The organism is Streptomyces sp. 4N124 (assembly GCF_052245395.1).
Lineage (GTDB): Bacteria > Actinomycetota > Actinomycetes > Streptomycetales > Streptomycetaceae > Streptomyces.
On the sequence record NZ_JBQQBS010000005.1, the window covers coordinates 23,242 to 47,357 of the forward strand.

The 24,116-nt window shown below is 69.3% G+C and carries 24 protein-coding genes; 5 read left to right on the top strand and 19 right to left on the bottom strand.

Annotated features, from left to right (window positions below; genetic code table 11):
* Nucleotides 1-198: 198 nt before the first annotated feature.
* The gene (gene nucS, locus ACTWQO_RS06505) at nt 199-870 is read left to right on the top strand and encodes an endonuclease NucS (RefSeq protein ID WP_210572626.1); all 672 of its coding nucleotides are present in this window, start codon (nt 199-201) and stop codon (nt 868-870) included.
* Nucleotides 871-944: 74 nt separating this feature from the next.
* Here the strand turns inward: nucS and ACTWQO_RS06510 are convergent, their stop codons facing one another.
* The 3 genes from ACTWQO_RS06510 to ACTWQO_RS06520 form a co-directional block, all read right to left on the bottom strand.
* Nucleotides 945-3,437 carry an ATP-binding protein gene (locus ACTWQO_RS06510; RefSeq protein ID WP_443236259.1) on the bottom strand — a complete coding sequence of 831 codons (2,493 nt, stop codon included), beginning with the start codon at nt 3,435-3,437 and terminating at the stop codon, nt 945-947.
* 258 nt (nt 3,438-3,695) lie between these two features.
* On the bottom strand, nt 3,696-4,019 hold the full coding sequence (locus ACTWQO_RS06515) for an STAS domain-containing protein (protein ID WP_155060612.1): 324 nt from the start codon (nt 4,017-4,019) through the stop codon (nt 3,696-3,698).
* A gap of 150 nt (nt 4,020-4,169) precedes the next feature.
* A complete protein-coding gene (locus tag ACTWQO_RS06520; RefSeq protein ID WP_301984318.1) occupies nt 4,170-5,018 on the bottom strand; it encodes a 3-hydroxyacyl-CoA dehydrogenase family protein in 849 nt (282 codons plus the stop codon).
* Between the two features lie 163 nt (nt 5,019-5,181).
* Here ACTWQO_RS06520 and ACTWQO_RS06525 point away from each other — a divergent pair, with 163 nt between their 5' ends.
* The gene (locus tag ACTWQO_RS06525) at nt 5,182-5,754 is read left to right on the top strand and encodes a cob(I)yrinic acid a,c-diamide adenosyltransferase (RefSeq protein WP_301984317.1); all 573 of its coding nucleotides are present in this window, start codon (nt 5,182-5,184) and stop codon (nt 5,752-5,754) included.
* 45 nt (nt 5,755-5,799) lie between these two features.
* Here the strand turns inward: ACTWQO_RS06525 and ACTWQO_RS06530 are convergent, their stop codons facing one another.
* On the bottom strand, nt 5,800-6,429 hold the full coding sequence (locus tag ACTWQO_RS06530; protein WP_443236260.1) for a hypothetical protein: 630 nt from the start codon (nt 6,427-6,429) through the stop codon (nt 5,800-5,802).
* Between the two features lie 152 nt (nt 6,430-6,581).
* On the opposite strand from ACTWQO_RS06530, the gene ACTWQO_RS06535 reads away from it, so the two are divergent.
* The 3 genes from ACTWQO_RS06535 (at nt 6,582) to ACTWQO_RS06545 (ending at nt 10,381) form a co-directional block, all read left to right on the top strand.
* Nucleotides 6,582-7,778, top strand: a complete 1,197-nt coding sequence (locus ACTWQO_RS06535; RefSeq protein WP_443236261.1) for a sensor histidine kinase — start codon at nt 6,582-6,584, stop codon at nt 7,776-7,778.
* A complete protein-coding gene (locus tag ACTWQO_RS06540) occupies nt 7,775-8,416 on the top strand; it encodes a response regulator (protein WP_443236262.1) in 642 nt (213 codons plus the stop codon). The genes ACTWQO_RS06535 and ACTWQO_RS06540 overlap by 4 nt, the downstream gene beginning before the upstream one ends.
* 141 nt (nt 8,417-8,557) lie before the next feature.
* Nucleotides 8,558-10,381 carry a glycosyl hydrolase family 18 protein gene (locus ACTWQO_RS06545; protein WP_443236263.1) on the top strand — a complete coding sequence of 608 codons (1,824 nt, stop codon included), beginning with the start codon at nt 8,558-8,560 and terminating at the stop codon, nt 10,379-10,381.
* Between the two features lie 5 nt (nt 10,382-10,386).
* On the opposite strand, the gene ACTWQO_RS06550 is transcribed toward ACTWQO_RS06545, so the two are convergent.
* The 15 genes from ACTWQO_RS06550 to prmC all read right to left on the bottom strand — a co-directional run bounded on the left by ACTWQO_RS06550 (nt 10,387) and on the right by prmC (nt 24,103).
* Nucleotides 10,387-10,833, bottom strand: coding sequence for a DUF2550 domain-containing protein (locus ACTWQO_RS06550; protein WP_443236264.1), 447 nt, complete (start codon nt 10,831-10,833; stop codon nt 10,387-10,389).
* A gap of 129 nt (nt 10,834-10,962) precedes the next feature.
* Complete coding sequence (locus ACTWQO_RS06555; protein WP_189942660.1) at nt 10,963-11,337, bottom strand: F0F1 ATP synthase subunit epsilon; 375 nt, start codon at nt 11,335-11,337, stop codon at nt 10,963-10,965.
* Between the two features lie 141 nt (nt 11,338-11,478).
* A complete protein-coding gene (gene atpD, locus ACTWQO_RS06560) occupies nt 11,479-12,915 on the bottom strand; it encodes a F0F1 ATP synthase subunit beta (RefSeq protein WP_443236265.1) in 1,437 nt (478 codons plus the stop codon).
* A complete protein-coding gene (locus ACTWQO_RS06565) occupies nt 12,915-13,829 on the bottom strand; it encodes a F0F1 ATP synthase subunit gamma (RefSeq protein WP_443236266.1) in 915 nt (304 codons plus the stop codon). Before ACTWQO_RS06565 ends, atpD begins: the two co-directional genes overlap by 1 nt.
* 21 nt (nt 13,830-13,850) lie before the next feature.
* Nucleotides 13,851-15,443: a F0F1 ATP synthase subunit alpha gene (gene atpA / locus ACTWQO_RS06570; protein ID WP_443236267.1), complete on the bottom strand. Its 1,593-nt coding sequence runs from the start codon at nt 15,441-15,443 to the stop codon at nt 13,851-13,853.
* Nucleotides 15,444-15,566: 123 nt separating this feature from the next.
* The gene (locus ACTWQO_RS06575) at nt 15,567-16,382 is read right to left on the bottom strand and encodes a F0F1 ATP synthase subunit delta (protein WP_443236268.1); all 816 of its coding nucleotides are present in this window, start codon (nt 16,380-16,382) and stop codon (nt 15,567-15,569) included.
* Nucleotides 16,379-16,936, bottom strand: coding sequence for a F0F1 ATP synthase subunit B (locus ACTWQO_RS06580; RefSeq protein WP_301984306.1), 558 nt, complete (start codon nt 16,934-16,936; stop codon nt 16,379-16,381). Before ACTWQO_RS06580 ends, ACTWQO_RS06575 begins: the two co-directional genes overlap by 4 nt.
* 42 nt (nt 16,937-16,978) lie before the next feature.
* Nucleotides 16,979-17,200 (bottom strand): ATP synthase F0 subunit C, encoded by a 222-nt coding sequence (gene atpE / locus ACTWQO_RS06585; RefSeq protein ID WP_301984305.1) that lies wholly within the window; start codon nt 17,198-17,200, stop codon nt 16,979-16,981.
* 75 nt (nt 17,201-17,275) lie between these two features.
* Nucleotides 17,276-18,121, bottom strand: coding sequence for a F0F1 ATP synthase subunit A (gene atpB / locus ACTWQO_RS06590; protein WP_443236269.1), 846 nt, complete (start codon nt 18,119-18,121; stop codon nt 17,276-17,278).
* Between the two features lie 210 nt (nt 18,122-18,331).
* On the bottom strand, nt 18,332-18,778 hold the full coding sequence (locus tag ACTWQO_RS06595) for a hypothetical protein (protein WP_443236270.1): 447 nt from the start codon (nt 18,776-18,778) through the stop codon (nt 18,332-18,334).
* Nucleotides 18,779-19,078: 300 nt separating this feature from the next.
* Nucleotides 19,079-20,440: an MraY family glycosyltransferase gene (locus tag ACTWQO_RS06600; RefSeq protein WP_443236271.1), complete on the bottom strand. Its 1,362-nt coding sequence runs from the start codon at nt 20,438-20,440 to the stop codon at nt 19,079-19,081.
* Nucleotides 20,441-20,580: 140 nt separating this feature from the next.
* Nucleotides 20,581-21,819: a serine hydroxymethyltransferase gene (glyA, locus tag ACTWQO_RS06605; RefSeq protein WP_443236272.1), complete on the bottom strand. Its 1,239-nt coding sequence runs from the start codon at nt 21,817-21,819 to the stop codon at nt 20,581-20,583.
* Nucleotides 21,820-21,889: 70 nt separating this feature from the next.
* Nucleotides 21,890-22,558 carry an arsenate reductase/protein-tyrosine-phosphatase family protein gene (locus tag ACTWQO_RS06610; RefSeq protein WP_443236273.1) on the bottom strand — a complete coding sequence of 223 codons (669 nt, stop codon included), beginning with the start codon at nt 22,556-22,558 and terminating at the stop codon, nt 21,890-21,892.
* Nucleotides 22,555-23,202, bottom strand: coding sequence for an L-threonylcarbamoyladenylate synthase (locus ACTWQO_RS06615; protein ID WP_301984300.1), 648 nt, complete (start codon nt 23,200-23,202; stop codon nt 22,555-22,557). Before ACTWQO_RS06615 ends, ACTWQO_RS06610 begins: the two co-directional genes overlap by 4 nt.
* Before the next feature lie 61 nt (nt 23,203-23,263).
* On the bottom strand, nt 23,264-24,103 hold the full coding sequence (gene prmC / locus ACTWQO_RS06620; protein WP_443236274.1) for a peptide chain release factor N(5)-glutamine methyltransferase: 840 nt from the start codon (nt 24,101-24,103) through the stop codon (nt 23,264-23,266).
* Between the last annotated feature and the right edge of the window lie 13 nt (nt 24,104-24,116).

Genomic DNA, 24,116 nt, shown 5'->3' on the forward strand with positions numbered 1-24,116 from the left:
CAGGGAGTTCGCGATACCGAACACGCTGAGTACACACACCGCGACCTCCCGTTTAATACGGTAAGCAACGTACGGTGACGGCACCAGCAGATTGCGTACATGGAGCGGCCTCAATAGGCGCACAATCGGCCACAAACGAACAGGGGTACACCAGGGCGAATCGCGTGCACCGGCGCCCGTCGAGTAGCGTTGCCGACCATGCGTCTCGTCATTGCCCGATGCTCCGTCGACTACGCGGGCCGGCTCACCGCCCATCTTCCCTCGGCACCCCGCCTGATCCTGGTGAAGGCGGACGGCAGCGTCTCGATTCACGCGGACGACCGGGCCTACAAGCCTCTGAACTGGATGTCGCCGCCCTGCACACTCAAAGAGGGCGAGGGCGACGACGAAGGCGTCTGGACCGTCATCAACAAGGCGGGCGAGAAGCTCATCATCACCATGGAGGAGGTCCTGCATGACTCCTCGCACGAACTGGGCGTGGATCCCGGCCTGATCAAGGACGGCGTGGAAGCACACCTTCAGGAACTGCTCGCCGACCGCATCGACACCCTCGGCGAGGGCTACACCCTGATCCGCCGCGAGTACATGACGGCCATCGGCCCCGTCGACATCCTCTGCCGCGACGCCGACGGCCAGACCGTCGCGGTCGAGATCAAGCGGCGCGGCGAGATCGACGGCGTGGAACAGCTCACCCGCTACCTGGAACTCCTCAACCGCGACCCCCATCTCGCCCCGGTCCGCGGCATCTTCGCCGCCCAGGAGATCAAGCCCCAGGCCCGCGTCCTCGCCACCGACCGCGGCATCGGCTGCCAGGTCCTGGACTACGACGCGATGCGGGGCATCGAGGACGACAAGCTGCGGCTGTTCTAAGGGTTCTACGACGACGAGGGCCGGGTCCGTGTGTGACGGACCCGGCCCTTTTGTGCTGCGTGTGCTGCGGAACGTCAGATGCCGTCGACCGAACTGCTGGGGCTGCTTGCCTCGCTGGTTTCCGGGGCGCCGGCCGAGCTGGTGGTCTCGGCGGGGGCGCTGGAACTGGCGGTGGTGGAGTTGGACGGGGGGTCGGGCGGCGTCACGGACGGGGTCGGAGTCGGAGTCGGGCTGGACGACTCGGACTCGGTCGGTGTCGGGGTCGGCGTTGGCGTGGGCGTCGTCGGCTTTGAAGTGGGTGTGTTGGACGGCGTCTTCGTCGGCGACGGCGACGTATTGCCGCCCCCTCCCGGCTTCTTCGTCCCGCTCGGATCGCCCGAAGGCTCGTCCGTGCCCGCACCCGTGTCCGTCGGCGTCGGATCGGTCGGGCTGCTGGTAGCCGCGCCGACGTCACCGGACTCGTTGTTGTCGTCGCCGTTGTCCGCCTTGTCGGCGCCGAGGCTGTCGTCGCCGGTGCCCTGGCTGGCGGACGGGTTGGGGCCGACCTCGTTGGACGGGGTGGTGGGGTCGTTGTCGGATGTGGCGCCGAGGGTCACCACCGTGCCGAGGACGGCCGCGAGGAGCGCGCCCGCACCGGCGGCCACGAGGTTGCGCCGGGCGAGGCCGCGGAGGCCGCCGCGGCCCTTGTGTGCCGCCGGGCCGGATGGGGAGCGGTGGGTGACGAGGGTCGCGGGGTCGGAGGCGGGCGGCTGGAGCGGGGGGAACGCCGCCGGGGTGCCACCGGGCGGTGACTGCGACTCCTCGTAGCGGGCGTCCGGCACCTCCTCCCCGGCCGTGGCGGCGACACCGATCGGCGTGCCGGAGCGGTCCGCGACCAGGGCGAGGGCGCGGCGCCCTGCGACGGTGCCGCGCTTGTCGGCGAGTGCGCCGCGCAGGCCGATCGAGGCCTCCAGCTCGGCGCGGGCCCGGTCGAGCTGTCCCGCGCAGAGCGCGAGGATGCCCAACTCGTGCTGGAAGTAGGCCTGTCCGGACACCTCGCCGGTGAGCCGGGACGCCTCGGAGCCGTGGCGCAGGGCCCGCTCCCAGGCGCTCCAGTGCAGCCCCGCGGCGAACGCGGGCGCGGCCGTGCGGGCCAGCTGCACGGTGACGCTCTCCTCCCCCTCCGCCGGGGGCGTGGTCACCGGTGCGAGGACGCCGAGGGCGGCGAGCACGGCGTCCGCCTCGGCGCACACCCGCTCCGGGGTGACCGAGGGATGTCCGGCCCACCAGGCGTAGTGCTGGGCGGCGGTGAGGGCGCGGGCCGGTACGTCGTCGCCGTATCCGACGGCCTCCAGCTGGGTCTGCACCCCGGCGGCCAGCCGGTAGCGGGAGCCGACCGGGGAGACCAGCGCACAGCTCAGCAGCTCGCCGAGGGCGGCGTCCGCGTGGGTGTCGCCGACCAGGGCGGGCAGATGCGCCTGGTGCGGCACCTCGCCGCCGAGCGCGACGGCGAACCGCAGGGTGGCCCGCGCCGATTCGCTCAGCCGGGAGGCGAGCAGCGCGGCGGGCGCGGCTCCCTCGGCGAGCGACGGCAGCGGTACGTCATGACCGTCGCCGGCCTCGAAGGGCGCGTCGACCGGGGCGTCCTGGAAGACACCGAACTCGTCGAAGGTGTCGGCGCTGGACCGCAGCCGGTCGCGCTGGCGCAGCAGGGCACCCGCCTGGACGAAGCGCAGCGGCAGCCCCTCGGACTCGAACCAGAGGTCGCCGGCCCAGTTCGCCTCGTCCTCGGTGAGCACGCGGCCGACGGCCTGCTCGAGCAGTTCCACCCCGCCCGCGCGGTCGAGGCCGCTGAGGAAGACCTCCTCGACGGCCGAGTCGGCGGAGGGCGCGGGCACGTCCGGGGTGGCGCCGATCAGGAAGGCGCACTCCGGGGTCGCGTCCAGCAGTTCGTCGAGCGCGGCGCCGCCGAACTCGATGTCGTCCAGGACGACGACCGCGCCGATCTCCCGGAGGAGTTCGCGCAGTTCGTCCCGGTCCGGGCGGTGCAGCGGCGCGTCGTAGACGGCGTAGAAGAGGTCGTGGAGCAGGTCGCCCGGCGTGCGGTGGTTGCCGTTGAGGCGGACGACGCCGTCGGGGGCGAGGTCCGCGCAGTCCTCGGCGACCACGTCGAGCAGGGCGGTGCGGCCGGAGCCGGCGGCGCCGGTGAGCCGTACGGAGCGGCCGCGGGCGAGCAGCCGTACGAGCCGCTCGCGTTCCTCCTGGCGGGCCAGCAGCGGTAGTGCGGGCCGGCTGGGACCGGGCGGTACGGGCGGCTTGGCCGCGCGGTCCACCTCGGCGCGCTCGGCCGCGGTGAACTTGGCGGGCCGCCTGGGCCGCTCGCCCGGCGGGCAGGCCTCGATCTCGCTGCCGTCGACGGGATTGACGGTGAGCAGGAAGTCGCCCGACACGAGTTGCACGGTGCGGGCGAGTGCGGGTGAGTGCTGTCCGAAGTCTGGTGAGAGGGATTCCCTGGGCTGGCGCTGGGGCGGCGTCTCGCCGTCGCCGTCGCGGCCGTATTCCTCGGGTCCCCGGTTGTTCGAGTCCATAGGTTCCAAGCCCCCCAAAAGCGTCGTGTGCCGGCACCGGCCCCTCCCGGCCTGTTGCACACCGCGCTGTCGCTTCTGGTCCGGGCCCGCTCGAAGGGATGTCTGGCAGCGGGCGACCGAACCCTAAACCTTCGCACAGTATCTACGACAGCCCGGGGTACCGCGCCGTCCGAGACGTCGCAGTCTCGTGAGGATTGTGCGCGTCGTACGTTTCGCAACCGGAACGTCCGACCCGCTGCGTCCCACTCACGCCGGGTGTCACACGCGGGGCAGCGACTCCACCCCGATGCCGCCCTCGATCGCCAGGATCCGGTGCAGCCGGGTCGCCACCAGCAGGCGCTGCATCTGCGGCGGTACGTCGCGCAGCACCAGGCGCCGGCCGCAGCGGCCGGCCCGTCGGTGGGCCCCCATGATCACACCGAGTCCGGTGGCGTCCCAGGAGTCCAGCTCGGACAGGTCCAGTACCAGATCGCCGACTCCGTCGTCGACGGCCGAGTGCAGGACCGTACGGGCGTCCGCCGCGCTGCGGACGTCGAGGCGGCCCCCGACGACCAGCTCGGCGTGGTCGCCCCTGATGAACATATGCGCTCCCCGTGGTGCGTCTGATGTCTCCGCGTGGTGATGCCCGGTGATGCAACCTCTGACTGTGTGAAGTGGTCAGAGGTTGCCATCTGTAAGCGAACCGATACCGAATTCACCCCACGGAGTGATGCTCCAGGGGCATGTGCGGTTTCAGTGCTTGTAGAAGCCCTGCCCGCTCTTGCGCCCGATGTCACCGGCGTCAACCATCCGGCGCATCAACTCGGGCGGGGCGAACTTCTCGTCCTGGGACTCGGTGTAGATGTTGCTGGTGGCGTGCAGCAGGATGTCGACGCCTGTCAGATCGGCGGTGGCCAGCGGTCCCATCGCGTGGCCGAAGCCCAGCTTGCAGGCGAGGTCGATGTCCTCGGCGGTCGCGACGCCCGACTCGTACAACTTCGCGGCCTCGACGACGAGGGCGGAGATGAGACGGGTGGTCACGAACCCGGCGACGTCCCGGTTGACGACGATGCAGGTCTTGCCGACGGACTCGGCGAACTCCCGTGCGGTGGCGAGGGTTTCGTCGCTCGTCTTGTACCCGCGGACCAGCTCGCACAGCTGCATCATCGGCACCGGCGAGAAGAAGTGCGTGCCGACGACCCGCTCCGGGCGCTCCGTCACGGCCGCGATCTTGGTGATCGGGATGGCGGAGGTGTTGGAGGCGAGGACGGCGTCGTCCTTCACCAGCTTGTCAAGCGCGCGGAAGATCTCGTGCTTGACTTCCAGCTTCTCGAAGACGGCCTCGACGACGATGTCAGCGTCCGCGGCGGCGTCCAGATCGGTGGTCGCGGTGATCCGGGCGAGGGCCGCGTCGGCGTCGTGCGCCTCCAGCTTGCCCTTGCTCACGAACTTGTCGTACGACGCCTTGATCCCGTCGGTGCCCCGCTTCAGCGCCTCATCGGTGACATCGCGCAGAACGACGTCCCAGCCGGCCTGCGCGGAGACCTGGGCGATACCGGAACCCATCAAGCCGGCGCCGATGACGGCAAGCTTCCGTGCCACTGTGCGACTCCCCTTTGAATGCTCACAGCCTCTTTATTTATGCCTCTCGGGCGGACCCTAGCGGCAGTGAGGGCACTGTGTGATCGGTTAGTAACGCGCGTCACGTGTCTACTGACGCACATCACACCGTGGATTACCGCCGACTTGTAACTACGCTGGCCATATGGTCAATCTGACGCGCATTTACACCAGGACCGGCGACCAGGGCACCACCGCCCTCGGTGACATGAGCCGGGTCGCCAAGACCGATCTGCGGATCTCGGCGTACGCCGACGCCAATGAGGCGAACGCGGTGATCGGGACGGCGATCGCCCTGGGCGGTCTGGACGAGGAGATCGTCAAGGTCCTCACCCGCGTGCAGAACGACCTGTTCGACGTCGGGGCCGACCTCTCCACGCCCGTCGTCGAGAAGCCGGAGTTCCCGCCCCTGCGCGTCGAGCAGTTCTACATCGACAAGCTGGAGGCGGACTGCGACCGCTTCAACGAGCGGCTGGAGAAGCTGCGGTCCTTCATCCTCCCCGGCGGCACCCCGGGCGCGGCCCTGCTCCACCAGGCCTGCACGGTCGTACGGCGGGCGGAGCGGTCGACGTGGGCCGCGCTGGAGGTGCACGGAGAGGTCATGAACCCGCTCACCGCGACCTACCTCAACCGGCTGTCGGACCTGCTCTTCATCCTTGCGCGGACCGCGAACAAGGGCGCGGGAGACGTCTTGTGGGTCCCCGGCGGCGAACGCTGAGGAAACGCCCTCCGGCCGGGGGTCCGGCCCGCCGCGCAGCGGCAATCAGTTGGAGTGTCCCCCGGGAGATGCAGCATCCTTGCCCGGACGGCCAACAAGGGCGTCGGGGACGTGCTGTGGGTCCCGGGCGGGGAGCGCTGACGCCGGTTCCTTCCGTGGCCAGACCGTGTAGGACAGGGCGATCAGGCCGTAGATGCCGATCGTCCGCACGGCCACCCACTGGAAGCTGCGCAGGGAGCTGACGTCTCCGGAGTCGCCGACGTACCAGACGGCGAGTTGGAGGAGCACCAGTGCCACCGCGCCGCCGAACACCGCTCGCAGCCACAGCTTCGCCTCGTGCCGGGCGCGGGCGCGGCCGTAGCGCGGCGGCTTCCGCGGGGGCGGGCCGCCGCCCAGGCGATGGGCGGCGTGGCCGTCGAGCCAGCGGATCGTGTAGTGGCCGAACGCGACGGTGTAGCCGATGTAGAGCACCGCCAGGCCGTGTTCCCAGCTGGGCTCGGCGCCGTTCTTCAGGTCGATCGCCGTCACGACGAACAGGACCAGCTCCAGCACGGGCTCGCACAGCAGCAGCACCACACTCGTACGGCGCCACTTCAGCAGATAGCGGACTGCCAGGCCCAGGGCGAGGAGCACCCAGAACCCGACCTCACAGGCGATGATCAACGCGACGACCACTGCTCACTCCCTTCGGTCACCCTCCAAGGCTCCCGGCGGGCCGGTGTCGTTTCGTCGTCGTCGGTGACGAACTCCCCCTACATCGAAAGATGCAGTGCCGGACCGTTCCCGGGGATCAGGCGCCGGAGCGCGGCGCCGTGTTGGATGGAGTCATGGCCGCCCCGCTCCCCCGCCCGCACCCGGACGACGTGCGTATCGCCTGCGCGGGCCTGCTCGGTGGGCTGCTGATCTGGGGAGTGGGCCTCGGCGTCCGAGGGCCCAGGGATCCGATCATCCTCTGGGACGGACGCTGGCCCATCCTGGTGCCGCTCGTCGTGATGGCGTGCTGCGAGCTGCTGCGCCGCACCTGTCCGCGTACGGTCCTGCTGATCGGCGTCGCCGCGCTCACCGTCGACACCATCACCCAGGGCAACCTGGTCACCGTGGTGATGTTCACGGACCTGGTCTACGCGGCCGTCCTGTACAGCCCGCCTGTCGCCGCACGCCGTGTGCTGTGGACCACCGGCGTGATGACCGCGGTGTGGACGGTGGTGCCCCTCGCCGCCTGGCGCAAGCCCGAGGCGCTGCTGGTCGGCGTGGTCGTCGGCCTGGTGGCGTACACCCCCGCCGCCACCGGCTGGATCGTCCGCAACCACCGCGACGCCGCCGAGGCAGCCCGGCTGCGTGCCGAGCAGACCGCGCTGCTCGCCGAGATGGACCGCACCCAGGCGATCACCGCCGAGCGCGCCCGGATGGCCCGCGAGCTGCACGACATGGTCGCCAACCATCTCTCCGCGATCGCCATCCACTCCACCGCGGCGCTCTCCCTGGACGACCCGAAGACGACCAACGACGCCTTGGCCGTCATCCGCGAGAACAGCGTCGAGGGCCTCGCCGAGATGCGGCGGCTGATCGGCATCCTGCGCGACGACAGCGGCGACCTGGAACCGGCCGCGGCCCCGACGCTCGACGGGCTCGGCGCGCTGGTCGAGGGCGCCCGCGCCAACGGCCTCGACGCCGTCCTCGACACCGAGCACGCCGACTCCCTCCCCGCCCCGGTGGAGCTGGCGGCGTACCGCATCGTCCAGGAGTGCCTGACCAACGCCCTCAAGCACGCCGGACCCGGCCGGGTCACGGTCGCCCTGAAGCAGCGGGACGGCTCGCTGGCCATCGCCGTGATCAGCCCGGACGGCCGGCAGGACGGCCCCCGTGCCCCCGGCTCCGGCGCCGGACTCGTCGGCATGCGGGAGCGGACGGCCCTGCTGGGCGGCACGTTCGAGGCAGGCCCCGAGGACTCCGCGGACGGCAAGATCTGGGCCGTACGCGCCACCCTCCCCGTCACCGACCATCCGCAAGGAGACCCCGAATGATCCGTGTGCTCGTCGCCGAGGACCAGTCCGCCGTCCGCGCCGGTCTCGTCCTCATCCTCCGCAGCGCGCCCGACATCGAGGTGGTCGGCGAGGCGGCGGACGGCGAGCAAGCGGTGGCGCGGGCCCGTGAACTTCGGCCGGACCTGGTGCTGATGGATGTCCAGATGCCGCGCCTGGACGGGGTGTCGGCGACCCGGCAGGTCGTCGCGGAGGGGCTGGCGGATGTGCTGGTCCTGACCACCTTCGACCTCGACGAGTATGTCTTCGGGGCGTTGCGGGCGGGCGCGTCCGGCTTTCTGCTCAAGAACACCGACGCCAAGGATCTCCTGGCCGCGGTACGGACGGTCGCGCGCGGCGAGGGCATCGTCGCCCCGGCCGTCACCCGGCGCCTGATCGCCGAGTTCGCCGCCCGCCCCGCACAGGAGCCGAAGCCCGAACCGGCGGCACTGGACACCCTCACCCAGCGCGAGCGCGAGGTGCTGTCCTGTCTCGGCGAGGGACTGTCGAACGCCGAGATCGCAAGCCGCCTAGACATGGCGGAGGCGACCGTGAAGACGCACGTCAGCAGGCTGCTGGGGAAGCTGGAGCTGCGCAGCCGGGTGCAAGCGGCGGTGCTGGCGCAGGAGTTGGGGATCTAGCGGGACCCGGTCACCGCTCACGAACCGCTCAAGAGCAACTGGTCTGGACCTATTGACCTGTGGTCCAGACCTTTCTATTCTCGCGGCACCGTGGGCGTGAAGGCTCAGTCCCGCCCCCAACACCCCCTGAGGAGGCGCACGATGCGCTTCAGACACAGAGCCGTGGCAGGGTTCGCGACCCTGCTGCTTCCCCTCGCCGGCCTGGTCGGCCTCGCAAGCCCGGCCCAGGCGGCCACCTCCGCCACCGCCACCTACGCCAAGACCCAGGACTGGGGCACCGGCTTCGAGGGCAAGTGGACCGTCAAGAACACCGGCGACACCACCATCAACTCCTGGACCGTCGAGTGGGACTTCCCCTCCGGCACGTCCGTCACCTCGGCCTGGGACGCCGACGTCACCTCCTCCGGCACCCACTGGACCGCCAAGAACAAGTCCTGGAACGGCACCCTCTCCCCCGGCGCCTCCATCTCCTTCGGCTTCAACGGCAAAGGCTCCGGCGCCCCCGCCAACTGCAAGCTGAACAGCGGCAGTTGTGACGGCGGCCCCACGGTCCCCGGCGACAACCCGCCGTCCGCCCCCGGCACCCCGACCGCCTCCGACATCACCAACACCTCGGTGAAACTGAGCTGGAGCGCGGCCACCGACGACAAGGGCATCAAGAACTACGACGTCCTGCGCGGCGGCACCAAGGTCGCGACGGTGACCTCGACGTCGTACACCGACACCGGTCTGACCGCCGGCACCGACTACTCCTACACCGTCCAGGCCCGCGACTCCGCCGACCAGACCGGCCCGGTCTCCGGCGCCCGCGCGGTCCGCACCACCGGCGGCACCACGGAACCCCCGCCGACCGGCGACAAGGTCAAGCTCGGCTACTTCACCGAGTGGGGCGTCTACGGCCGCAACTACCACGTCAAGAACCTGGTGACCTCGGGTTCGGCGTCCAAGATCACGCACATCAACTACGCGTTCGGCAACGTCAAGAACGGCCAGTGCACCGTCGACGACACCTACGCCGCCTACGACAAGGCCTACACCGCCGACCAGTCCGTCAGCGGCACCGCCGACACCTGGGACCAGCCGCTGCGCGGCAACTTCAACCAGCTCCGCCAGCTCAAGGCCAAGTACCCGCACATCAAGGTGCTGTACTCCTTCGGCGGCTGGACCTACTCCGGCGGCTTCGGCCAGGCCGCACAGAACCCGGCCGCGTTCGCCAAGTCCTGCAAGGCCGTCGTCGAGGACCCGCGCTGGGCCGACGTCTTCGACGGCATCGACATCGACTGGGAGTACCCGAACGCCTGCGGCCTGACCTGCGACACCAGCGGACCGGCGGCCTTCAGGAACCTCATGTCGGCGCTGCGCACGGAGTTCGGCTCCAACTACCTCGTCACCGCCGCCATCACCGGCGACGGCTCCTCCGGCGGCAAGCTCGACTTGGCCGACTACGGCGGCGCCGCGGCCTCGCTCGACTGGTACAACGTGATGACGTACGACTACTTCGGCGCCTTCGACGCGGACGGCCCGACCGCTCCGCACTCGCCCCTGACCTCGTACTCCGGCATCCCGGCCGCGGGCTTCAACTCCGCCGACGCGATCGCCAAGCTCAAGGCCAAGGGCGTCCCCTCAGCCAAGCTGCTCCTCGGCATCGGCTTCTACGGCCGCGGCTGGACCGGCGTCACCCAGTCCGCCCCCGGCGGCACGGCGACGGGCGCGGCCCCGGGAACGTACGAGGCGGGCATCGAGGACTACAAGGTGCTCAAGAACTCCTGCCCCGCCAATGGCACCATCGCCGGCACCGCCTACGCGCACTGCGGCAACAACTGGTGGTCCTACGACACCCCGTCGACGATCGCCGCAAAGATGACCTGGGCCAAGAACCAGGGCCTCGGCGGCGCGTTCTTCTGGGAGTTCAGCGGTGACACCAGCAATGGCGAGCTGCTGACCGCGATCAACAACAACCTGTAAGAGCGCTAAGCAACATTGACGCGCTGACCGGGCGGGGCTGCCTCAAGCCACGCGAGAAAACCGGTCAGCGCGTCTTCGCTCATCGCGAGTTCCAGGCGCGTGCCCCGGTGCAGACAGGTGAGGATCACCGCGTCGGAGAGCAGCGCCAGCTCCTCCTCGCCCTCGGGGAGGCGGCGGCCGGCGACCTCGATCGCGGCGCGCTCCAGGGTGCGGCGGGGGCGGTAGGCGTACGAGAAGACGCGGTACCACTCGACGCGGTCGCCGTTGTAGCGGGCGACGCCGTAGCTCCAGCCCTTGCCGCTGGTGTCGGTCTTCTCCGGGACGTCCCAGCGCAGGGAGCAGTCGAAGGTGCCGCCGGAGCGCTGGATGAGCCTGCGGCGCAGGCCGAAGACGAACAGCCCCACCACCACGAGGGCGACGACAATTCCGCACACAGTCAGAGCGAGGACCATCGGCACCGACCTCCTCGTCTCCTCGGTAACGGAATGGAAAAAACACCCATATTCGCCTCAGCCGCGGCTGGTACCGGATCGCTCCGGTTCCAGCCGCGGCTGAGTGACGTCATCACACGGTGAGCAGTGTCAGCTCGCCGCCGCCGCACGCAGTCGTACGTCTGCGCGCCGCTCGGCGGTGGCATCGCCCTCCGCCTTCGCGCGTTCGAGCTCTCGCTCGGCGCGCTGGACATCGATCTCGTCCGACAGCTCGGCGATCTCGGCCAGCAGCGACAGCTTGTTGTCCGCGAACGAGATGAAACCGCCGTGCACCGCGGCGACGACCGTTCCACCATCACTCGTACGGATGGTCACCGGGCCCGACTCCAGCACACCGAGCAGCGGCTGGTGACCGGGCATGACGCCGATGTCGCCGGACGTGGTGCGCGCGACGACCAGGGTGGCCTCGCCGGACCAGACCTCTCGGTCGGCCGCGACCAGCGCGACGTGCAGCTCAGCAGCCAAGGGTGGCTCCTCGGGTCACCACCCGGCGGTAGTGCCGGGTGTAGGTCTAATTCTAGTAGGCGTGATGAGAGGGGCGGACCGCACCCCGCAAGGCAAGCCCGCGTGGCGCCGCTCCACCCCTCTCACCCAAGAGGCGCTCGCTCAGGAGACGCCCAGCTCCTTCGCGTTCTTGCGCAGGTCCTCGAGACCACCGCACATGAAGAACGCCTGCTCCGGGAAGTGGTCGTACTCACCGTCGCAGATCGAGTTGAACGCGGCGATCGACTCTTCCAGCGGCACGTCCGAACCGTCCACGCCGGTGAACTGCTTGGCGGCGTGGGTGTTCTGGGACAGGAAGCGCTCCACGCGACGGGCACGGTGGACGACGAGCTTGTCCTCCTCGCCCAGCTCGTCGATACCGAGGATCGCGATGATGTCCTGGAGGTCCTTGTACTTCTGCAGGATCGTCTTGACGCGCATGGCGGCGTCGTAGTGGTCCTGCGCGATGTAGCGCGGGTCCAGGATGCGGGACGTGGAGTCCAGCGGGTCCACGGCCGGGTAGATGCCCTTCTCCGAGATCGGACGGGAGAGCACCGTCGTCGCGTCGAGGTGGGCGAAGGTGGTGGCCGGGGCCGGGTCGGTCAGGTCGTCCGCGGGGACGTAGATCGCCTGCATCGAGGTGATCGAGTGACCACGCGTCGAAGTGATCCGCTCCTGGAGCTGACCCATCTCGTCCGCCAGGTTCGGCTGGTAACCCACCGCGGACGGCATACGGCCGAGCAGGGTGGACACCTCGGAACCGGCCTGGGTGAAGCGGAAGATGTTGTCGATGAAGAACAGCACGTCCTGCTTCTGCACATCGCGGAAGTACTCCGCCATGGTCAGACCGGCCAGGGCCACGCGCAGACGGGTACCCGGGGGCTCGTCCATCTGACCGAAGACCAGCGCGGTCTTGTCCAGAACGCCGGACTCTTCCATCTCCGCGATGAGGTCGTTGCCCTCACGGGTGCGCTCGCCGACGCCCGCGAAGACGGAGACGCCCTCGTGGAGGTTGGCGACACGCATGATCATTTCCTGGATCAGCACGGTCTTGCCGACACCGGCACCACCGAACAGACCGATCTTGCCGCCCTTGACGTACGGGGTCAGCAGGTCGACGACCTTCAGGCCGGTCTCGAACATCTCGGTCTTGGACTCGAGCTGGTCGAAGGCGGGGGCCTTGCGGTGGATGGACCAGCGCTCGCCGTCGTAGGTCTCGTCGGAGTTCAGCACCTCACCGAGGGTGTTGAACACCTTGCCCTTGGTGAAGTCGCCGACCGGGACGGTGATGCCCGAGCCGGTGTCGGTCACCGGGGCCTGACGGACCAGGCCGTCGGTGGGCTGCATGGAGATGGCGCGGACCAGGCCGTCGCCCAGGTGCTGGGCGACCTCCATGGTCAGGATCTTCTTCTCGCCGGCGTTCGCCGGGTCGGAGACCTCGACGTGGAGGGCGTTGTAGATCTCCGGCATCGCGTCGACGGGGAACTCCACGTCGACGACCGGGCCGATGACCCGGGCGACGCGGCCCGTAGCCGTCGCGGTCTCAACAGTGGTGGTCATTAGTAGTCACTCCCCGCGGTCGCGTCGGCCAGGGCGCTCGCGCCTCCGACGATCTCGCTGATTTCCTGGGTGATTTCGGCCTGGCGGGCCTGGTTGGCAAGCCGGGTGAGGTTCTCGATGAGGTCGCCGGCGTTGTCGGTGGCCGACTTCATCGCGCGCCGGGTGGCGGCGTGCTTCGAAGCGGCCGACTGGAGCAGCGCGTTGTAGATACGGCTTTCCACGTACCGCGGCAGCAGGGCGTCCAGGACGTCCTCCGCCGAGGGCTCGAAGTCGTACAGGGGGAGGATCTCGCCCTTCGGCGCCTCCTGCGCGACCTCGTCGAGGCTGAGCGGCAGCAGGCGCGCGTCCTGCGCCGTCTGCGTCATCATCGACACGAACTCGGTGTAGACGATGTGGAGCTCGTCCACGCCGCCCTCGGCCGTCTCCGTCTCGATGGCCTCGATCAGCGGAGCCGCGACCTTCTTGGCGTCCGCGTACGACGGCTGGTCCGTGAACCCGGTCCACGACTCCGTGATCTTGCGCTCACGGAAGTTGTAGTGGGCGACACCGCGCCGGCCGACGATGTAGACGTCGACCTGCTTGCCCTCGCGCTCCAGGCGCTCGGTCAGCTGCTCCGCCGCCTTGATGGCGTTGGAGTTGAAGGCACCGGCGAGACCACGGTCGCTCGTCAGGAGCAGCACCGCGGACCGGGTGACCGTGTCGGCCTGGGTGGTCAGCGGGTGCTTGGTGTTCGAGCCGGTACCGACCGCCGTGACCGCGCGGGTCAGTTCCCGCGCGTACGGCGTGGACGCCGCCACCTTGCGCTGCGCCTTGACGACGCGCGAGGCGGCGATCATCTCCATCGCCTTGGTGATCTTCTTGGTCGCGGTGACGGATCGGATGCGACGCTTGTAGACCCGGAGCTGGGCTCCCATGAGTCAGGTCCCTTCCTTACGTCACTTGGAGACGCTGACGGCCGATTCCTCGCCGAGCAGCTTGCCGTCCGAGGTCTCGAACTGCTTCTTGAACTCGGCGACCGCGTCGGCCATGGCCTGCAGCGTGTCGTCGGACATCTTGCCGCCCTCGCGGATGGAGGTGAGGAGGCCCTGCTCCTTGCGGTGCAGGTACTCCAGCAGCTCCTTCTCGAAGCGGCGGATGTCGTTCACCGGCACCTCGTCCATCTTGCCGGTGGTGCCGGCCCAGATGGAGACGACCTGGTCCTCGGTGGACATCGGCTGGTACTGCGGCTGCTTGAGCAACTCGACCATGCGCTGACCGCGCTCCAGCTGCGCCTTCGACGCGGCGTCCAGGTCGGAACCGAAGGCGGCGAACGCCTCCAGCTCACGGAACTGGGCGAGGTCCACGCGCAGACGGCCGGAGACCTGCCGGATGGCCTTGTGCTGGGCGGAGCCACCGACTCGGGAGACCGAGATACCGACGTTCAGGGCCGGACGCTGACCGGCGTTGAACAGGTCGGACTCCAGGAAGCACTGGCCGTCGGTGATGGAGATGACGTTGGTCGGGATGAACGCCGAGACGTCGTTGGCCTTGGTCTCGACGATCGGCAGACCGGTCATCGAGCCGGCGCCCATGTCGTCGGAGAGCTTGGCGCAGCGCTCCAGCAGACGGGAGTGCAGGTAGAAGACGTCACCCGGGTAGGCCTCACGGCCCGGCGGGCGGCGCAGCAGCAGGGACACGGCGCGGTAGGCGTCGGCCTGCTTGGAGAGGTCGTCGAAGATGATCAGGACGTGCTTGCCCTGGTACATCCAGTGCTGGCCGATGGCCGAACCGGTGTACGGCGCCAGGTACTTGAAGCCGGCCGGGTCGGACGCCGGGGCGGCGACGATGGTCGTGTACTCCAGGGCGCCGGCCTCTTCGAGGGCACCACGCACGGAGGCGATGGTCGAGCCCTTCTGACCGATGGCGACGTAGACGCAGCGGACCTGCTTGTTCGGGTCGCCGGAGCGCCAGTTGTCGCGCTGGTTGATGATCGTGTCGACGGCCAGGGCAGTCTTGCCGGTCTGGCGGTCACCGATGATCAGCTGACGCTGACCACGGCCGATCGGGGTCATCGTGTCGACGGCCTTGTAGCCGGTCTCCATCGGCTCGTGCACCGACTTACGGACCATGACGCCCGGGGCCTGCAGCTCGAGGGCGCGGCGGCTGTCGGTCTCGATCTCGCCGAGGCCGTCGATCGGGGTGCCGAGCGGGTCGACGACGCGGCCGAGGTAGCCCTCGCCGACAGCCACGGAGAGCACCTCACCGGTGCGCTGCACCGGCTGCCCCTCCTCGATGCCGCTGAACTCACCGAGGACGATGGCGCCGATCTCGCGCTCTTCCAGGTTGAGCGCGAGGCCGAGGGTGCCGTCCTCGAACTTCAGCAGTTCGTTGGCCATGGCCGAGGGAAGACCCTCGACCTTCGCGATGCCGTCGCCGGCAAGGGTGACCGTACCGACCTCCTCGCGCGAGGCCGCGTCCGGCTTGTACGACTGGACAAACGTCTCCAGCGCGTCCCGGATCTCCTCCGGCCGGATCGTGAGCTCCGCCATCTGGGTTCCCTGCTCTCCTTGTTGGGCCCGAAGTTTCACTTTGGGGGTCTGGGGGCGACCCCCAGGAATCCTCTGCACGGCCCAACCGGGCCGTAGGTACACGTACTGCTTATGAAGTTGCTGCTAGCTCGCCAGGCGGCGGCCGGCGTCCTCGATGCGGTCCGCGATCGAGCCGTTGATGACCTCGTCACCGACCTGCACCCGGATCCCGCCGAGGACCTCGGGGTCCACGTCCAGGTTGAGGTGCATCGGACGGCCGTAGAGCTTCGCCAGGGCGGCGCCCAGGCGCTGCTTCTGCCCGTCGCTCAGCGGTACCGCCGAGGTGACCACGGCCACCATCCGGTCGCGGCGCTCGGCGGCGAGCTTGGACAGGGACTCAAGTCCCGCTTCCAGGCTACGTCCCCGCGGCACGGTCACAAGGCGCGTCACCAGACGCTCGGTGGTCGCGGTGGACCGGCCACCGAGCAGGCTGCGCAGCAGCTCGCTCTTGGCGGAGGTCGTCGCGGACCGGTTGGTGAGCGCGGCGCGCAGCTCGGTGTTGGAGGAGATGATCCGGCCGAACCGGAACAGCTCGTCCTCGACGTCGTCGAGCGTGCCCGCCTTCTGGGCTGCGGTGAAGTCGGCGATGTTGGCCAGCTGCTCCAGTGCGTCCACCAGGTCGCGCGACTGCGACCAGCGGGAGCGCACCATGCCGGACAGCAGGTCGGCGGCCTCGCCGCTGACCTGACCGCCGATGAGGCGCTGGGCCAGGTCGGCCTTGGCCTCGCCGGACTGCGCCGGGTCGGTCAGGACCCGACGCAGCGACACCTCGCGGTGCAGCAGCGCGGTGAGGGAGGCCAGCTCGTCGGCGAGCGAGCCGGCGTCCACGGACGTGTTGTCCGTCAGCGCGTCGAGACGCTCGCGTGCGGCTGCCAGGGCCTCGCGGCTCGCTCCGTTCATCGGGTGGCCTCGGCCTTCTCGTCGAGCTCGTCGAGGAAGCGGTCGATCACACGGCTCTGCCGGGCGTGGTCCTCGAGGGACTCGCCGACGAGCTTGCCGGCCAGGTCGGTGGCGATCTTGCCGACGTCCTGGCGCAGCGCCGACGAGGCGGCCTTGCGGTCGGCCTCGATCTGGGCGTGACCGGCGGCGATGATCTCCTCACGCTGCCGCTGGCCCTCCGCGCGCATCTCGGCGATGAGCGTGGCGCCCTGCTCCTGCGCCTCCTGGCGCAGTCGCGCGGCCTCGTGCCGGGCCTCGGCGAGCTGGGCCTTGTACTGCTCAAGGACGCTCTGGGCCTCGGTCTGCGCGGCCTCGGCCTTTTCGATACCGCCCTCGATGGCCTCGCGACGCTCTTCCAGAACCTTGTTGATGGTCGGGAGGAGCTTCTTGGCGAGGAAGCCGAAGACGATGACGAAGGCGATCAGGCCGATGACAACTTCCGGCCACGGCGGAATGAGAGGGTTTTCCTTCTCACCCTCAGCCGCCAGGAAGACCAGGGCGGATGTGGTCGTCACATCAGTGCCTTTCGTCGAAAGGGTCGGTCGTCAGGGCTCGTCTTAGTAGACGAACGGCATGACGAGACCGATCAGGGCGAGCGCCTCACAGAAGGCGAAGCCGAGGATCTGGTTGGCGCGGATCAGGCCGGCCGCCTCGGGCTGGCGGGCGAGGGCCTGGGTGCCGTTACCGAAGATGATGCCAACGCCGACGCCGGGGCCGATGGCCGCAAGACCGTAACCGACGGAACCGAGGTCACCGGTGACAGCAGCAATGTTGGACATGCCAGTTCTTCCTTCTCTTTACGGACCGGTGGGGGTTGGCCACCGGACGGCTATGGGGGCGTTGCGGGGCGGTGCTCAGTGGTGCTCGGCGAGCGCGCCCTGGATGAAGGTGCAGGTCAGGAGGACGAAGACGTACGCCTGAACCGCCTGGATGAAGAGCTCGAATGCGGTCATCACGATGACCATCACAAACGAGACGCCTGAGTAGGCGATACCGATGCCGTTGAGCATGTACCAGCTGGCGATCGTGAAGAGCAGCAGCAGGGTGTGGCCGGCGAACATGTTCGCGAAGAGTCGCACCGCGTGCGTGAACGGCCGGACCAGCAGGTTCGAGGCGAGCTCGATGGTCATGGACAGCGGGAGCACCGCGCCCAGCGATTTGTCGTAGCCGGAGAAGTTCTTGAAGGCTCCGACGAAGCCGTGCCGCTTGAAGGTCAGCGAGACCCACAGGACGTAGACGATCAGGGCCAGGATCAGCGGGTAGGCGATGATCGACGTCACCGGGAAGGCGGCGACCGGGACGATCGACCAGAGGTTCATCATCCAGATGAAGAAGAAGAGGGAGACGGCGAGCGGAACGTACTTCTCGCCCTCCTTCTTGCCGATCGTCTCGTAGACGATGCCGCGGCGTACGAAGTCGTAGCCGGCTTCGGCGACCATCTGCAGCTTGCCGGGCACGACCTTCGGCCGGGCGAACGCGGCCCAGAAGAAGCCCACCACGATGATCGAACCCAGCAGGGCGAGCAGCATCGGCTTGTTGAAGTAGAAGGCGTTGCCGTCCGCGTCGCCCATGAGCGGCTCGAACAGGAACGAGTGCAGGCCCGGAGCGACAGTGTCGAAGCCACATCCGTCGAAGAGGTGGCAGTTCGTGTCGAAGGCGAGGGCCTGCGTCGGGTCAGCACTCACCGCGGGCTCCTTCATCGTGGCGCATAGGTACGGCAACCTCGTTGTGTCGGCGCGGCGCGCAGCCGCGGTTCGGCACGGGACTGGTGTTACGGATGTGGGGGCGGCTGTGGGGCATCTCGCCCTGCGTGTGAGCAGGCGTCAGCTCAGATGCCCGCGCCCGCGATGCCGCAGTTGGCACCGGACGATAGCAGGGTCTCTCATGCGCCTTTATCCCGGCCCTACCCCTCACGACGAGTGCCCCGTCTTTTCGGGCTTGTCGCCGTTCTTGGGGGCGGACGAGTCCGGTTCGACGTAGAGAATCTTGGCTTTCATGTGGGCACGCGTCTGCGCGGCGATCCAGGCGAGGGTGCCGGCGACGAGCGTGAGGGCGAAGGCCCGGGGGTTGAACAGGGTGGTGTTCTTGAACGCGGCGAGGAAAATGAACAGCAGAAGAATCTGTGCCGCGTACAGCATCAGGCCCATCGCCTGGAAAAGGTGCGGAAGCGATTTGGCAGTGCGCTGCAGAACGTAGAGACCGATCCCCATGAAGAGGATCACCACCAGCGTCGCGACGACGGCCCCGACCACCCCTTCGCCACCGGCGACCACACCGCTGACGACGGCGGCAATCGCGCCGACGGCAGCTGTGGGCACAGCGGCCTGGAGCAGGATCCGGACGTCATTGGACGGCATGGCGGCAACTCCGCTTTCGCAGGGGGGCAGGGGTGTCGTCATGGACGAGCGTAGCCCCGGGCGGGGAGTGGTCTTCACGCCAACGGACCGTCGCACTGCGGTCCTTCGGCTGTGTCCCGGGGTTCTCGTGAACCGTATCACAAACTATTTGATGAGGTCTTTACCTAGTGGCTGTGCTGGGTGTCACACATGAGAGTGAGACTGCGCGTCTGTGCAGAAACAGCACCGCTTTGTCTGGTATTGGGAAGCTTCGTTCCCCCACGAGTTGGCAATGCTCTAGTCAGATTCTTACCTTGAGCGTCAGCGCGACGTTCCGGCCTTGCGCCGATCCAGGAAGCGCGGACGGGCGCCGAGAGCGGTCGAGCCGTTGACTCCGTTGACCCGGGAGACGCCCGCGGCGACCGGGGTGCGGGGCTCCTCGACGACCGGGACGGACGCCTCGTCCTCGTCCGCCTGCTCGTCCTGAGCCGCCTCCGGTTCCGGCTCCCCCACTGCCTTGCGGCGATAGCGCGGCGGCACGAAGGCCTCCGCCCAGCGCGGGGCGCGCGGGGTGAAGCGGGGCAGCAGGAGCAGGACCAGGCCGATGAAGCTCAGGAAGACGATGCCGAGCACGATCCACATCGACGCCGAGTTCACCGAGTAGGCGAGTGCGCCGAACGCGATCAGCGCCGACCAGAAGTACATGATCAGCACCGCGCGGCTGTGCGAGTGGCCGATCTCCAGCAGGCGGTGGTGCAGATGGCCGCGGTCGGCGGCGAACGGCGACTGACCGCGCCAGGTACGGCGCACGATCGCCAGCACCAGGTCGGCGGCCGGGATCGCGATGATCGTCAGCGGCAGCAGCAGCGGGATGTAGACCGGCACCGTCTGATGCACGGCCGCCTTCTCGGAACCCGCGAACAGCTTCAGCGCGTCCGGGTCGACCTGTCCCGTGATGGAGATCGCGCCCGCCGCCAGCACCAGCCCGATGAGCATCGAGCCGGAGTCGCCCATGAAGATCCGCGCGGGGTGCATGTTGTGCGGCAGGAAGCCCAGGCACATGCCCATCAGGATCGCCGCGAACAGCGTGGCCGGGGCGGCGGCCTCGATGCCGTACGACACCCAGACCCGGTAGGCGTAGAGGAAGAACGCGGTCGACGCGATGCCCACCATGCCCGCCGCGAGGCCGTCGAGGCCGTCGACGAAGTTCACCGCGTTGATGGTGATGACGACCAGCGCCACCGTCAGCAGGGTGCCCTGCCACTGGGTCAGCGCGACGTTTCCGACGCCCGGGATCGGCAGCCACAGGATGGTCAGACCCTGCATGACCATGACGCCGGCGGCGATCATCTGGCCGCCCAGCTTGATCAGGGCGTCGATCTCGAACTTGTCGTCCAGGACGCCGATCAGCCAGATCAGGGCCGCGCCGGAGAGCAGGGCGCGCGGTTCGTTGGACTCGGCGAAGACCTCGTTCAGGTTGGTGAGGTGGTCGGCCACCAGCAGGCCCGCGCACAGGCCGAAGAACATCGCGATCCCGCCGAGCCGCGGAGTGGGTTCCCGGTGCACGTCACGTGCCCGGATCTGCGGCATCGCTCCGGCCACGATCGCGAATTTCCGTACCGGCCCTGTCAGCAGGTACGTCACCGCGGCCGTGATGCAGAGCGTCAGCAGGTATTCACGCACGGGCTTCCCCACAGGTCTCGCTGGCCATCTCAGCCCCACACCCTAGCGACGGTCTCATACGGAACGCATATGTGTGGGGACTACCGGGTAGCGACGATGGTTGCACGCGTGGCTGTGCACTCGGTTGCGCCTACCCCCGCTCAGCCGGGATACGGCGGAAATCTACCGGCCAGCTCCCGCACTTCTTCACGTGCCTGCTGGCTCTCGACCTCGCCGCGCAGCACCCCTGCGAGCAGGGCGGCGAGATGTCCCATCTCCTCCTCCCCCATGCCTTGAGTGGTCACCGCCGCCGTGCCCAGCCGCAGGCCACGGGCGTCGCCGTGCGGCAGCGCACAGCAGTCCATGACCATCCCGGCGGCGGCGAGCCGGCCCCGGGCGGTGCGCCCTTCGACGCCGAGGGGCGCCGGGTCGGCGGTGATGAGATGGGTGTCCGTCCCGCCCGTGGTGACGACGAACCCCTCGGCGGCCAGTCCCGCCGCGAGGACCCTCGCATTGGCGACGACCTGATGGGCGTACACGGTGAAGGCGGGAGTGGCGGCCTCCCCGAAGGCGACCGCCTTGGCGGCGATGGTGTGCATCTGGGCGCCGCCCTGGGTGAAGGGGAACACGGCCCGGTCGACCCGCTCGGCCAGTTCGTGGCCGCACAGGATCATCCCGCCGCGCGGACCCCGCAGCACCTTGTGCGTGGTGGCGCAGACGACATCGGCGTACGGCACCGGATTGGGCGCCGCTCCCCCGGCGACCAGCCCGATCGGGTGCGCGGCGTCGGCGATCAGATAGGCGCCCACCTCGTCGGCGACCTCGCGGAACAGGGCGTAGTCGATGTGCCGCGGATAGGCGATGGACCCGCACACGATCGCCTTGGGCCGATGGGTACGGGCGAGGGTGCGCACCTGGTCGTGGTCGATGAGCCCGGTCTCCGCGTCCACGCCGTAGCCGACGAAGTCGAACCAGCGGCCGGAGAAGTTCGCGGGCGAGCCGTGGGTGAGGTGGCCGCCGTGCGGCAGGCCCAGGGCGAGGACGGTGTCGCCGGGGCGCAGCAGGGCGGCGTACGCGGCGAGGACGGCCGACGAGCCGGAGTGGGACTGCACATTGGCGTGCTCGGCCCCGAACAGCGCCTCGGCCCGGTCGACGGCGATGCGCTCGGCGACGTCGACGATCTCGCAGCCGCCGTGGTGCCGGGCGCCGGGATAGCCCTCCGCGTACTTGTTGGCGAGCGCCGACCCGAGCGCCGCCAGCACCGCCGGTGACGTGAAGTTCTCGGCGGCGATCAACTGCAACGTCGTCGACTGCCGTTCCAGCTCCCCGAGCAGGATCCCCGCCAGTTCGGGATCCTGGCGGCGCAGCACATCGGCCTCGAGGGTATGGGTGACCGTCATGGTGGGCTCCCGGGGCGTCGACACTGACGTAGCACCAATGTAGGCCCGGGACCCCAGGGGCGCTCGGTTGTTACGTCCTGGCGGGTACGCCCGTGAGTGCGGTGACGACCGGGTCCAGCGCCTGGTTTATCTCGTCGCCGATGGAGCGGAAGAACGTGAGCGGGGCGCCGTAGGGGTCGTAGACCTCGTCCGCTTCCGCCGTGGGGGCCAGGAGCCACCCGCGTAGAGCTGCCGCGGCGCGGACCAGTGCGCGTGCCCGGGCGACCATGCCGTCCTCCAGCGGAGGCAGCGTCGCCGGGTCGATCGCCTTCACCAGGCGGGTGAACTCCTTGAGGGTGAAGGTGCGCAGGCCCGCGGAGTGCCCCATGGAGATCACCTGCGCCCGGTGGTCGCGGGTGGCGGTCAGCACCAGGTCGGCGCGGATCACGTGGTCGTCCAGCAGTTCCCGCCCGACGAAGCCGGAGGCGTCCGCGCCGAAGTCGGCCAGCACGGTCTCCGCGTTGGCCTCCATGGGCGCGCCCTCATGGCCCCAGGTGCCCGCGCTCTCCACGATCAGCCCGCCCCACAGCGGGTCGCCGAGCCGGTCCGCCAGGGCATGACGGGTCAGCCGCTCGGTGATCGGCGAGCGGCACACGTTGCCGGTGCTGACGTGGAGGATGCGGAAGCTGTCCAGTGGAAGCCCGAAGGTCCCCGTCTCTTCCCCGTTCCATATGCCACGCCCCGCGTCAGGGGCTGTCAATTGGCCACCTCGAGGTCGGGTACGACCTTGCGCAGCTCCTCCGCCGAGAGAGCGCCCGCACGCAGCAGCAGCGGCACCTCGCGGGTGACGTCGACGATGGAGGAGGGCACGTTGCCGGGCGTGGGCCCGCCGTCGAGGTAGACGGACACCGAGTCGCCCAGCATGCCCTGCGCGGCGTCACAGTCCTCCGGCGCCGGGTGGCCGGTGAGGTTCGCCGACGACACGGCCATGGGGCCGACCTCGGTGAGCAGTTCGATGGCGACCGGGTGCAGCGGCATCCGCACGGCGACCGTGCCCCGGGTGTCCCCCAAGTCCCACTGCAGGGACGGCTGGTGCTTGGCGACCAGCGTCAGCGCGCCCGGCCAGAAGGCGTCGACCAGTTCCCAGGCCATCTCGGAGAAGTCCGTGACGAGGCCGTGCAGGGTGTTCGGGGAGCCGATGAGGACCGGGGTGGGCATGTTGCGGCCCCGCCCCTTGGCCTCGAGCAGGTCGGTGACGGCTTCCGAGGAGAAGGCGTCGGCGCCGATGCCGTACACCGTGTCGGTGGGGAGGACCACGAGCTCGCCACGGCGGACGGCGGACGCGGCCTCACGCAGACCGGTGGTGCGGTCGGTCGCGTCATTGGTGTCGTATCGCCGTGCCATATCTAGCGGGCCTCCTCGTACACGTACTTCACGTACTTCGGGACAACAGTCTGCGGGCCGGTCACGGCAGCGCCTTGCGGGCCGTCGCGAACCGGGGGCGGTTGTTGAGGTCGGGGTGGTCGGCCGCGTCGGCCCAGCCCCGCTCCTCGGTGAAGATCCACGGCACCTGGCCGCCCTGGGTGTCGGCGTGCTCGATGACGACGACCCCGCCGGGGCGCAGGAGCCGGTGTGCGGTCCGCTCCAGGCCGCGGATGAGGTCGAGGCCGTCCTCGCCGGAGAACAGGGCGAGTTCGGGATCGTAGTCCCTCGCCTCGGGATTGACGTACTCCCATTCCGTCAACGGGATGTACGGCGGGTTGGAGATGACCAGATCGACCTGGCCGTCGAGGTCGGGGAAGGCGCTGAGGGCGTCGCCCTGACGCAGGTCGACCCTGGACCCCGCCACGTTCTTGCGGGTCCACTGAAGGGCGTCCTCGGACAGCTCCACGGCGTGCACACGGGAGCGCGGGACCTCCTGGGCGAGGGCGAGCGCGATGGCGCCGGAGCCGGTGCACAGGTCCACGATGAGCGGCTCTACGACGTCCATGGCGCGTACGGCGTCTATGGCCCAGCCGACGACCGACTCGGTCTCGGGGCGCGGGACGAACACCCCGGGCCCGACTTGGAGTTCGAGATAGCGGAAGTAGGCCCGCCCGGTGATGTGCTGGAGCGGCTCGCGCTGCTCACGGCGGGCGATGACCTCCCAGTACCGGGCGTCGAAGTCGGCGTCCTTGACGGTGTGCAGCTCGCCCCGCTTCACGCCGTGCACGAACGCGGCGAGCTCCTCCGCGTCGTTGCGCGGCGAGGGCACGCCGGCGTCGGCCAGCCGCTGGGTGGCCTGAGCTACCTCAGCGAGCAGCACGCTGCGGGGACTT

Bases quoted from the DNA above. Each gene is read 5' to 3' on its own strand.
- ACTWQO_RS06545 (WP_443236263.1), top strand. From the start codon at position 8,558: ATGCGCTTCAGACACAGAGCCGTGGCAGGGTTCGCGACCCTGCTGCTT.
- glyA (WP_443236272.1), bottom strand. From the start codon at position 21,819: ATGACGGTCACCCATACCCTCGAGGCCGATGTGCTGCGCCGCCAGGAT.
- ACTWQO_RS06510 (WP_443236259.1), bottom strand. From the start codon at position 3,437: ATGGACTCGAACAACCGGGGACCCGAGGAATACGGCCGCGACGGCGAC.
- ACTWQO_RS06615 (WP_301984300.1), bottom strand. From the start codon at position 23,202: ATGGCACGGCGATACGACACCAATGACGCGACCGACCGCACCACCGGT.
- ACTWQO_RS06535 (WP_443236261.1), top strand. From the start codon at position 6,582: ATGGCCGCCCCGCTCCCCCGCCCGCACCCGGACGACGTGCGTATCGCC.
- ACTWQO_RS06515 (WP_155060612.1), bottom strand. From the start codon at position 4,019: ATGTTCATCAGGGGCGACCACGCCGAGCTGGTCGTCGGGGGCCGCCTC.
- atpB (WP_443236269.1), bottom strand. From the start codon at position 18,121: ATGAAGGAGCCCGCGGTGAGTGCTGACCCGACGCAGGCCCTCGCCTTC.
- ACTWQO_RS06575 (WP_443236268.1), bottom strand. From the start codon at position 16,382: ATGAACGGAGCGAGCCGCGAGGCCCTGGCAGCCGCACGCGAGCGTCTC.
- nucS (WP_210572626.1), top strand. From the start codon at position 199: ATGCGTCTCGTCATTGCCCGATGCTCCGTCGACTACGCGGGCCGGCTC.
- atpA (WP_443236267.1), bottom strand. From the start codon at position 15,443: ATGGCGGAGCTCACGATCCGGCCGGAGGAGATCCGGGACGCGCTGGAG.
- atpE (WP_301984305.1), bottom strand. From the start codon at position 17,200: ATGTCCAACATTGCTGCTGTCACCGGTGACCTCGGTTCCGTCGGTTAC.
- ACTWQO_RS06525 (WP_301984317.1), top strand. From the start codon at position 5,182: ATGGTCAATCTGACGCGCATTTACACCAGGACCGGCGACCAGGGCACC.
- ACTWQO_RS06550 (WP_443236264.1), bottom strand. From the start codon at position 10,833: ATGGTCCTCGCTCTGACTGTGTGCGGAATTGTCGTCGCCCTCGTGGTG.
- atpD (WP_443236265.1), bottom strand. From the start codon at position 12,915: ATGACCACCACTGTTGAGACCGCGACGGCTACGGGCCGCGTCGCCCGG.
- ACTWQO_RS06565 (WP_443236266.1), bottom strand. From the start codon at position 13,829: ATGGGAGCCCAGCTCCGGGTCTACAAGCGTCGCATCCGATCCGTCACC.
- ACTWQO_RS06595 (WP_443236270.1), bottom strand. From the start codon at position 18,778: ATGCCGTCCAATGACGTCCGGATCCTGCTCCAGGCCGCTGTGCCCACA.
- ACTWQO_RS06540 (WP_443236262.1), top strand. From the start codon at position 7,775: ATGATCCGTGTGCTCGTCGCCGAGGACCAGTCCGCCGTCCGCGCCGGT.